The sequence below is a fragment of the Gemella haemolysans genome, from assembly GCF_001553035.1.
Lineage (GTDB): Bacteria > Bacillota > Bacilli > Staphylococcales > Gemellaceae > Gemella > Gemella haemolysans_B.
On the sequence record NZ_KQ959993.1, the window covers coordinates 23,138 to 34,283 of the forward strand.

Sequence of the window (11,146 nt, forward strand, 5' to 3'; positions counted from 1 at the left end):
AACTCTTTTGAGATTATACCTTCTTTTACTAAATTCACTATTGCTGTTATTTTTCCTCGTTCAATTCCTCGTTCAATTCCTTGTTCAATTCCTTGTTTAATTCCTTGTTCAATTCCTTCTTCAATCCCCTGAGCAAGTCCTTTGGCTCGTGCTTCCTCCTGAGCATAAATTAAAGAAGCCCAGTAGTGATCTTGTTGTCTTGTTACTTCATCGTACATAAGTTTTTCCTCCTTACTCCAGTTTCTAAGATTCAATAAATTATCCGCTTGAATAAGTACATCATCAGGTTTGTTTGTGTACTGTTTGTTTCCGAAAAATTCCAACCATCTAATTTTCTTGTAATCGTTATTTAAGTTTTCTCTATATTTTTTCAATTCTAAAAATACTATTTTTAATAACGGAATATCTTTAGTGTTATTTTCTACATACATTTTTAGCTCTGTATTTCTAGTTTCTTCTTTTATTAAAAAAGTACTTATAGCCTCATCGCCATCAAAATAATTTTGATCGACAATAGCTGCCACATAAACAGGTGGTAGCTTCTTATAAATAGCTAATTTTTCTTCTTCGTTTTGTTTTAACCTTTCTAGATTATCATTAACTTGTTTACATAAATAAGCCCAAACACGATTGATGAAGAATACTTGTTTAGCTAACTGAACTTCGATAATTACTTGTGCGTGATTGTCTAATTCAACAAGAATATCGACTGCAATGTTGAAATCCGAGTCTACATTACTGTTTGCGGCAAATATTTGATTCCCTTCAATAAGCTTCGCACTTTTCGCAGGTAAATCAAAAATGTCTTTCACAAATTGTAACGCTACAGTTTCATTACGAAATACCTTCTTAACAACTAAATCATAAATAGGTTTTATATTTTTATGTCGTTCTCCCATTTTCTTCGCCTCCCCTTGCGATCTTATCTAAAGTATATCATAGATACTCATTTAAAGCGAATATTTATAGTAAAAGAAACGTTTTTCTCTTTTGAAAATAAACCGAAATCTTTTTTAAAATATAAAATCACAAGCATATTGAATAAATACACTTTACTCAATATGCTTGTGATTAAAATTGTTTATAATATATATGTTAATCTAGTATTATATTATTAATTCACTTCGTAGATACACATCTACCATCTTGTGTGTTTGTTCTACTGAATCAATATGTGTTCTTTCATAAGAGTGACTTGATTCTATACCAGCACCTAGTAATGCGTGTTTTACTTCTGCTCCTGCGCGCATCGCAGCTGACGCATCACTACCATAATATGGATAGATATCTAATTTATATTGAATACCATTTTCTTTAGCTAACTGAACTAAGTGATTGCGGAATTCATAGTTATATGGACCACTCGCATCTTTCACACAGATTGATACTGTATATTCATCAGTCTGCTGATCATCACCCATAGCTCCCATATCAACAGCTAGGTATTCTACTGCTTCTTTCGGAAGATTTGAGTTAGCTCCATGCCCTACTTCTTCAAATACACTAAACATAAAGTGTGTTGTCTGAGGTAACTCAATATTTTCTTCCTTATATTTACTTAGTAAGTCTAATAAAATTGCAGCACTGACTTTATCATCTAAGAAGCGACTTTTTATAAATCCTGTTTCTGTTATTATCGTACGAGGGTCAAAGCTTATAAAGTCTCCGACATCAATACCTAAGTCACGAGTTTCTTTCTCATTTCTTACCTTAGCATCTAGTCTTACTTCCATATTATCTTCTGTACGTTCTGCTGTTCCTGCATCTTTATATACATGAGTACTAGTTTGGTGAATTAAGATAGTTCCACTAACAGTTTTTCCTGTACTTGCTACATGAACAAGACAGTTCTCACCTTCTATCATATTCCATGGATAACCACCGATTTTAGCCATTTTCAAACGACCATCTGATTTTACCGCACGTACCATCGCTCCTAATGTATCTACGTGAGCTGTTACGACACGGTGTTTATGATCGTCCTTACCTTTAACTATTACATTTACCCCACCTTTATTAGTTCGAATAGGTCTATATCCTAATCTTTCTAGTTCTTCCACTAGGTAGTCAGCGACTTCTCTTGTGAAACCTGTTGGTGAAGGAATACTAGTAAGTTTTTTTAAATAATCTATTGTTTGTTGCATAGGAATGCTCCTTTACCTATAAATATATAAAAACAAAAGACCCATGCAAAGCATGAGCCTTTTTTATAAAATTGCGTAGTTATTATGCTTTGTTTCTTGAACCGAAGATATCGATTTTTTCGTGAACCATAGCTTTAATAGCTTCAAATCCAGGGTTTAATAATTTACGAGGGTCGAAACCTTTAGGTTTTTGATCTCCACCTTCTTCAATGTATTTACGTGTAGCATCAGCAAACGCTAATTGACATTCAGTGTTAACGTTAACTTTAGATACTCCTAGAGAGATAGCTTTTTGGATTTGGTCAGTTGGGATACCTGAACCACCGTGTAATACTAATGGAATTCCACCTGTGATGTTAGAGATTTTTTCTAATGTTTCAAAGCTTAATCCAGCCCAGTTTTCTGGGTATTTACCGTGGATGTTACCAATACCTGCAGCTAAGAAGTCAATTCCTAAGTCAGCCATTGTTTTACATTCATTTGGATCAGCTAATTCACCAGAACCGATAACTCCATCTTCTTCTCCACCGATTGAACCAACTTCACACTCGATTGATAATCCTTTAGAGTGTGCTAAAGCGATCATTTCTTTAGATTTAGCAATGTTTTCTTCGAATGGATAGTGAGATCCGTCGAACATTACTGAACTAAATCCAGCTTCGATAGCTTTTTGAGTTCCTTCGTATGAACCGTGGTCTAAGTGTAATGCAACAGGAACTGTGATTTTCATTTCTTCAACCATAGCTTCAACCATAGCTGCAACAGTTCTGAAACCAGTCATGTATTTAACTGCTCCTTCACTTACACCTAAGATAACTGGACTTTTTGCTTCTTCACAAGCTTCTAAAATAGCTTTTGTCCACTCTAAGTTATTGATATTGAAATGCCCTACTGCATATCCTTCTTTTCTTGCTTTTACAAGCATGTCTTTTGCTGGTACTAATACCATGTTATTTGTCCTCCTTAAATAACTACTAATATATATATTATAATACTACACTTTTTAGAAAAAATAAACTATTTTATTTAATAATTTTCAATTATGTATGTTATTAACAAAATTCTTATATATTAATTCCTCTATTCTTTGTCATTACAAGCTTTTAGTGATAACGTATACAAGATTAATTTAATAGTTTTCTTAATTTTTCATTCTATAATTATGTTACTGTTTTTTCTAAAATTTTTATTTTTTTAATTTTAGAAAAATAATTTTTATATTGTGAATCTATACTAATACAGAATTAACTTTTAAAAAAATCACCTCAAAGTTGGCAACAATTTCCAACATTTGAAGTGATATGTTATAAAATATTCTATTTATCTAATTTAGCCATTGTTTCTACCATATACTCTGGAATTTCTGTTTCAAAGTAAAGGTGTTCACCAGTTATCGGGTGATTAAATTCGATACTTTTTGAATGAAGTGACTGCCCATTTGTATTTAATGTTTTTCTTGGTCCATATACTGGATCCCCTACTAATGGGTGGTTAATATATTTCATGTGTACCCTGATTTGGTGAGTACGTCCAGTTTCTAATTCACATTCGATAAGAGTATATTTCTCAAATCTATCTATAACCTTAAAGTGTGTAATAGATGGTTTCCCTTCATCGATAATAGCCATTTCTTTACGTTCTTTCGGATTACGAGCGATTGGTGCATCTATAGTCCCGTAGTCGTGCTTAATACTTCCATGTACTAGGGCATAATATTTTCTCTTAACGTCTTTGTTCGCGATCATTTCTGATAATTTAACGTGGGCTTTATCATTTTTCGCAACGATCAATAATCCTGACGTATCTTTATCTATTCTGTGAACAATACCAGGTCTGATAGTACCATTAATACTTGAAAGTTCACTATGGAATAATAAGGCATTAACTAATGTTCCATCTTTATGTCCTACAGATGGGTGAACAACCATACCTTTAGCTTTATTTACAATGATTAAATCATTATCTTCATAGACAATATCCACTGGGATATTTTGTTTTACAACGTCTAACTCTTCAGGTTCTTTGTAATCGATAGTAACAACATTACCTTCTTTTAACTTATAGTTAGTTTTAATATTATTCCCATCTACTTTAATATAACCTTCAGAAATCAAGTTCTGGATATTTGTTCTAGAAACATCTGTTAATTCTTGTTGTAAAAATTTATCAATTCTCTCACTTTTCGGTGAAGTATATATAATTTTTTGTGTATCCATTACTTCCTCCTTTTTTCATACTATACTATCTTAACATATACACTGAAAAAAACAAAATAAAATATAGTAGAAATATTTAAAAATATAGTATTTATTACACTATTCAAAATTTACAGATTAAAAGTTTCATATATAAATTAAATCAATAATAAATACCGATTCGGAATTTGATACAATTTATATTTATCGAGGACAAAGAATGAAAGCGACAATTTAGAATCTGTCTATTCATACTATGATTCTGTATCACTCTCAGTTATTGTATACAATTTTTTTGATGCGATTAGTTTCGCGTACTATTTTTTAGCTGCTAAGCCTGCAAGTATTTATCAAGTTCTTTTTCTGTCATACCTAGATCTTGACAGGCATCTTTTTTTGAGATTACCCCTAATTTTACATACTTAATGAATCTCGCTATCGAATTCTCTCTTTCTTCACTTCGTCCTTGTTCTATTCCCTCTACATACTTATATTGCAATGCATCTACATAAGCATCGTATTTTCTTGTCTTTTCATCATACATCTTCTTTAGTTCACCTCATTTTCAACGAACATTTTTTTAAAACTTCAAATCTTAATTAAGCTTGTAAATATTTTTCCAACTCTTTTTCTGTTAATCCTAAATCTTGGCAGGCATCTTTTTTTGAGATTACTCCTAGTTTTACATACTTAATAAATCTAGCTATTGAATTATTTCTCTCTTCGCTACGACCTTGTTCTATCCCTTGTTCTATCCCTTGTTCTATTCCCTCTACGTACTTATATTGCAATGCATCTACATATGCATCGTATTTCCTTGTTTTTTCATCATACATAGCTTTTTCCTCCTCACTCCAATTTTTATACTCCATCAAACTATCGGCACTTTCTATTATTTCATCTTGACTTTGGGTAAACGGCTGATTTGAAAATAATTCTAACCATCTTTTTTTATTATAGTTTTCTCTTATATCAGGATTGTATTTGCTCAGTTCTAGAAATGCCATAGTTATTAAATTTCTTTTTTCTTTTATTCCTTTTACATCAACTTTTAGCTGTTTATTTGTATCATCATCTCTTAGACTGAAACTCCTTATAGCTCTATCGTCATCAAAATAATTTTTTTCTAGAATTGAGACTGAATAAACTGGTATTAACTCTGAATATATAGGACTAGTTCGACCTAGTTGTAATCTTATTGTATCCATATTTTTTGACACTTGATTACATATATACACCCATAGTCTTTTTAAAAATTCTAATTGCTTAGCTACTTGTATTTCTATAATAACTTGAGTACCATCATCTAACTCAGCTAAGACATCTAATGATGTATTATACAGTAATATCTCATCTTCAAAACTTGAATGAATTTGAGTTCCATCTAAAATTTTTGTACAATTAACCGAAAGACCTAGTATATCGCTAATAAAAGCTGATGTTATCTCTGTATTAGAGAATATTTTCTTAGCCACTAAATCCTCTGTTGGTTTTACATGTTCATGTCTAACTTTTTTCATAATTTCACACCTCCCGAATGTGATTAATTACAATCTCCTATATCAATATTATATCATAGTAACATTCGCTATACCATTGATATATAGTATTTCACGGTTAATTTCTTTAGATTTTCAATTATAAATATGAACAACTATAATCTTTAATAATAATTTCTTTTTCTTTCACTATTCCCCTATCTATATTATAATGTTATAGAAAGAATTAAATAACCTTTTGTGTGAGTTATTTTAATTTGTACTATTAGCTCACAGAACAAGCTATATAAGGAGTGGATTTTTTGGAAATTAATAGATTACATGTTGATTTTGATCTTCAGAGTAAGTATGAGCCTAAAGGTGATCAGATTAATGCGATTGCCGAACTTACCGAAGGTTTAAATAGTGGAGAAAAATATCAAACATTACTTGGTGCTACTGGTACTGGTAAGACATTTACTATAGCTAATATAGTAAAAAATGTAGGAAAGCCTACACTAGTGCTAGCTCATAACAAGACATTAGCTGGACAATTATACAACGAGCTTAAAGAATTTTTCCCGAATAACCGAGTTGAGTACTTCGTTTCATACTATGATTACTTTCAACCAGAGGCATACGTTCCATCTACAGATACATATATAGAAAAAGATTCATCTGTGAATGACGAGATTGATAAACTACGACACAGTGCAACATCTTCATTATTCGATCGTGATGATGTTATTATCGTATCGAGTGTCAGCTGTATATATGGTCTTGGTTCGCCAGAAGAATATTCATCACTAGTACTATCATTACGTGTTGGTGATGAAATTAATCGTAATAAGATAATGGAAAAACTAATCAGCATTCAATATATGAGAAATGATATTGAGTTTACTCGTGGTAATTTTAGAGTTCGTGGTGATGTTATTGAAATCTTCCCAGCTTCTCGTAGTGAAAACTCTGTTCGTATAGAGATGTTCGGCGATGAAATCGATCGTATTCGTGAGATTAATCCTTTAACCGGTGAAGTACTAAGTGAACTTGAACATATCGCAATATATCCTGCCAGTCACTTCGTTGCCGGTGATGAAAAGACTAAAGAAGCGATTAAGAGAATACGAGCTGAACTTGAAGAAAGATTGAAAGTTCTAAATATGGAAAATAAACTTCTAGAAGCCCAACGTCTTGAACAACGTACTAACTATGACCTTGAAATGATGGAAGAAATGGGATTCTGTTCAGGGATAGAGAACTACTCTCTTCATCTTACACTTCGCGAACCTGGTAGTACTCCATATACACTACTAGATTACTTCCCAAAAGATTGGTTACTAGTAGTGGATGAATCACACGTTACCCTTCCTCAGGTTCGTGGTATGTTTAACGGAGATAGAGCTCGTAAACAAGTGCTTGTTGACTATGGATTCAGATTACCAACAGCGTTAGATAACCGTCCTTTAAACTTCGAAGAATTCGAGAAAAAACTTAATCAAGCTATTTTCGTTTCAGCAACACCTGGTGACTTCGAATTAGAGAAAAGTACAAAAATAACTGAACAAATCATTCGTCCTACAGGACTACTAGATCCAATTATCGATATTCGACCTGTTAGTGACCAAGTATTCGATATTACTAAAGAAGCTGAGAAGATTATAGCTAAAGGAGAACGTGTACTTATCACTACTCTAACGAAGAAAATGGCGGAATCTCTGACAGCTTACCTAAAAGAAAATGGATTAAAAGTAGAATACCTACACTCTGATATTAAAACATTAGAACGTACAGAGATAATTAGGAATCTTCGACTTGGTAAATTCGATATTCTTATTGGAATTAACTTACTACGTGAAGGTCTAGATATCCCTGAAGTGTCGCTTGTTGCAATTCTGGATGCAGATAAAGAAGGATTTTTACGTGGAGATAAAGCCCTTCTTCAAACAATTGGTCGTGCTGCACGTAATGCGAATGGTCGTGTAATCATGTATGCGGATAATATTACTCGAAGTATGAGAAAAGCGATTGATGAGACAAACCGTCGTCGTGAAATTCAAATGACATATAATGAAGAACATGGTATTACCCCACAGACTATTATTAAAGATATTCGTGATTCTATCAGCGCTAAGAAAGAAGTCGCTAACGATGAAGAAATTCTTGAACTTGAAGAAACTGCAAATATCAACGATGACAATATTGAAGAGCACTTAGCAGAATTAGAACAACAAATGTTCGCTGCTGCAGAAAAATTCGAATTCGAACAAGCCGCAAAACTTCGTGATACTATCGCAGAACTAAAAGAGAAATATAAATTATAGAATATAAACTTATAGAAGCAACTACATTATTTTTACTCATAATAATCCGTTGCTTCTATATTTTTTCAGTTTTTACTTTTTATAAAATTTATTCTATTAAACCTTACAAATTTATTCTACTTTTAAATTTTTATGATATAATAAGGTATGTTAGTTTTGCATCGTAATCAACAAATTTCGATCATAATTAAATTAAAATATGTGTATATTGAAATTTATGCATTATAATAAAAAAACAATTTTTATTTCTTAGGAGATTTAAACATGACAAAACAAAATATTGGAATAGTATATGGTGGTAAAAGTGCTGAACACTCAGTGTCACTTTTAACAGCGAAATCAATTATTAACGCAATAGACAAAGAAAAATACAACGTATTCCCTATCTTTATCTCATTAGAAGGTAACTGGGTACGTGGTGAACAAATTACATCAGAAGTAGCTGATCAACACGATTTAGTTTTCTCTAACTTTGACAACGATATCAGTGGATTATTATTCGAAGATGGACGTAAATTTGATATCGTCTTCCCTGTTCTACACGGACCTAATGGTGAAGATGGAACAATCCAAGGATTACTAGAAATCATGGATATCGCTTATGTTGGTAACAACGTACTTTCAAGTGCAGCTGGTATGGATAAAGTAGTTATGAAACAACTATTCGCTGCTTATGACCTTCCACAACTTCCATATGTTCACTTTATCGAATATACTTGGAAAAATAAAAAAGAAGCTCTTATCGCTGAGATTAATGAAAATCTTAAATATCCTCTATTCGTAAAACCTGCTAACTTAGGTTCTTCAGTTGGTATTAGTCGCTGTAACGATGAAGCTGAATTAGTTAAAGGTATCGAAGAAGCTCTAAAATTCGATAAAAAAATCGTTGTTGAACAAGGTGCTGTAGGTGCTAAAGAAATCGAAGTTGCCGTTCTTGGTTACAACGAAGTTAAGACAACAGATCCAGGTGAAATCGTAAATATTTCTTCAACAGAATTCTACGATTATGAAACTAAGTACACAGATGGACAATCTCGTATGGATATTCCAGCGCCAATAGATACTACTCTATATCCTAAATTCAGAGAAATGGCAGCTACTGCATTCCGTGCAATCAGTGGATCAGGATTAGTACGTGCTGACTTCTTCTATACTAAAGAAGGAGAAATCTTCATTAACGAAGTAAACACAATGCCTGGATTCACTCCATTCTCAATGTTCCCTTCTCTATGGGCAAATATGAACGTGAGTTATTCAGAAATTATCGAAGAGTTATTCAAACTAGCTGTAGAGCGTTATGAAGATCGTAAAAACTTATTAACTGAAGAATAGGATTAACCATGAAATATTTAGTTAAAGATTTAGAAAAAATATTAAATGCAAAAAAAGTGAATATTACTAGCAATGTTGAAATTACTGGTATCGCTATTGATAGTAGAAAAGTTAAACAAGGTGACTTATTTATCCCCTTCTTAGGTGAAAATGTCGATGGTCACAACTATATAGAAAGTGCCTTTGAAAAAGGTGCTGCAGCAAGTTTATCATTAAAAGACGACTTTGTTTCTGACAATAATATTATCTACGTTGATGATAGTTATGAAGCAATTCAAACTCTAGCAAAACACTATTTAGAAAGCTTAAATGCCAAAACTATCGCAATAACAGGTAGTAACGGTAAAACAACTACTAAAGATATTATTACAAGTGTATTATCAACAAAATATAAAGTTCACAAAACACAAGGAAACTTTAACAATGAACTTGGTGTGCCAATTACTATTCTTGCTGCGCCTGAAGATAGTGAAATACTAGTTCTTGAAATGGGTGCTGATGGTTTTGGACAGCTTAACTTCTTATCTAAGTTAGTTGAACCTGATTATACAGTAATTACTAATATCGGTGAAAGTCACATCGAATTTTTCAAATCACGTGAAGGAATTGCTAAAGCTAAATTCGAAATTACTAATGGTATGAAGAAAGATGGATACTTCGTCTATAACGGAGATGAAGTTCTTCTAAAAACATTAGTAGATTCTTCAGAAATCAATGCAACATCATGTGGTGAAAATAGCTATAACGATATTATATTAGAAAGCTACACAATTACACGTGATAAAATTGATTTCAAGCTTAATATAAGCGACGAACAATACTTCACAAAATTAAAAGGAAAACATAATCTATACAACATTATGTTCGCAACAGCAATCGCAAGTAAGATCGGATTAACTAACGAAGAAATCCGCAAAGCTATTGAAAATACTGTGAAAATAACAGGAATGCGTCTACAAAGTATCCCTTACAGAGAGGATTCACTAATAATCAACGATGCATATAACGCTAGCCCTACTTCTATGAAAGCTGGTGTTGATGTAGTAAGTAGTTATGACGACTTCGATTATAAAACACTTGTATTAGGAAGCATGTTCGAACTAGGACCTAACGAAGTTAGCTATCACGGTGAAGTTGGAGAATATATATCTGAAAACACAAACGATATTGACTTAGTAATCAGCGTTGGTGAACTAGCTGAAAATATTACAAAACAAATTAAAAACGATAAAATAAAAACACTACACTTCCCTACTACAGCAGAAGTTAGTGAATATCTAAAAAATAACAAACACAAAAACGAAGTTATCTTATTCAAAGCAAGCCGTTCTATGAAACTAGAGACTATTATTGATGAGATAACGAAGTAAGAGAATGTTAAAAAGCATTTACGTTTATTGTGATTAACGTAAATGCTTTTTTTGTATTTAGTTTCACAATTATTCGCGTTTATGTAAACAAAAATAAGATTATAGATAAAATAACACTCAATGTTATCTCATCAATAATCTTATTATATGCTCAGAAAATTCACATATTTCTAAAACAAAAATTAATTTTTCTACTTTACCACTAAAGTTTTGTAGAATTCAAAATTTACATATCTCTCAAACGATGTATCAATTTATGCTAAATCAAATTTCGTTTTGTAGAATTCAAAATTTACATATCTC

9 protein-coding genes are annotated in these 11,146 nt (G+C 32.0%); 3 read left to right on the forward strand and 6 right to left on the reverse strand.

Translation table 11 applies throughout. The annotated features are described in order from the left end of the window. The 6 genes from HMPREF3186_RS08230 to HMPREF3186_RS08255 form a co-directional block, all read right to left on the reverse strand. The coding region (locus HMPREF3186_RS08230) for a PD-(D/E)XK nuclease family transposase (protein ID WP_060914753.1) at nt 1-899 on the reverse strand (899 nt) is incomplete at its 3' end. A gap of 207 nt (nt 900-1,106) precedes the next feature. Next, nucleotides 1,107-2,144 (reverse strand): M42 family metallopeptidase, encoded by a 1,038-nt coding sequence (locus HMPREF3186_RS08235; RefSeq protein WP_060914754.1) that lies wholly within the window; start codon nt 2,142-2,144, stop codon nt 1,107-1,109. 82 nt (nt 2,145-2,226) lie between these two features. Next, nucleotides 2,227-3,093, reverse strand: a complete 867-nt coding sequence (fba, locus tag HMPREF3186_RS08240) for a class II fructose-1,6-bisphosphate aldolase (protein ID WP_060914755.1) — start codon at nt 3,091-3,093, stop codon at nt 2,227-2,229. A 367-nt stretch (nt 3,094-3,460) separates the two neighbouring features. Beyond that, nucleotides 3,461-4,360 carry an RluA family pseudouridine synthase gene (locus HMPREF3186_RS08245; protein ID WP_060914756.1) on the reverse strand — a complete coding sequence of 300 codons (900 nt, stop codon included), beginning with the start codon at nt 4,358-4,360 and terminating at the stop codon, nt 3,461-3,463. Nucleotides 4,361-4,670: 310 nt separating this feature from the next. Next, the gene (locus tag HMPREF3186_RS08250) at nt 4,671-4,883 is read right to left on the reverse strand and encodes a hypothetical protein (protein WP_060914757.1); all 213 of its coding nucleotides are present in this window, start codon (nt 4,881-4,883) and stop codon (nt 4,671-4,673) included. Nucleotides 4,884-4,938: 55 nt separating this feature from the next. Further along, a complete protein-coding gene (locus HMPREF3186_RS08255; protein ID WP_060914758.1) occupies nt 4,939-5,859 on the reverse strand; it encodes an Rpn family recombination-promoting nuclease/putative transposase in 921 nt (306 codons plus the stop codon). A 281-nt stretch (nt 5,860-6,140) separates the two neighbouring features. Here HMPREF3186_RS08255 and uvrB point away from each other — a divergent pair, with 281 nt between their 5' ends. From uvrB to HMPREF3186_RS08270, 3 genes are all read left to right on the forward strand, one after another. Beyond that, on the forward strand, nt 6,141-8,141 hold the full coding sequence (gene uvrB / locus HMPREF3186_RS08260) for an excinuclease ABC subunit UvrB (protein ID WP_060914759.1): 2,001 nt from the start codon (nt 6,141-6,143) through the stop codon (nt 8,139-8,141). Between the two features lie 264 nt (nt 8,142-8,405). Further along, nucleotides 8,406-9,473, forward strand: a complete 1,068-nt coding sequence (locus HMPREF3186_RS08265; protein WP_060914760.1) for a D-alanine--D-alanine ligase — start codon at nt 8,406-8,408, stop codon at nt 9,471-9,473. Between the two features lie 8 nt (nt 9,474-9,481). Then, nucleotides 9,482-10,843 (forward strand): UDP-N-acetylmuramoyl-tripeptide--D-alanyl-D-alanine ligase, encoded by a 1,362-nt coding sequence (locus tag HMPREF3186_RS08270; protein ID WP_060914761.1) that lies wholly within the window; start codon nt 9,482-9,484, stop codon nt 10,841-10,843. Nucleotides 10,844-11,146 lie beyond the last annotated feature (303 nt).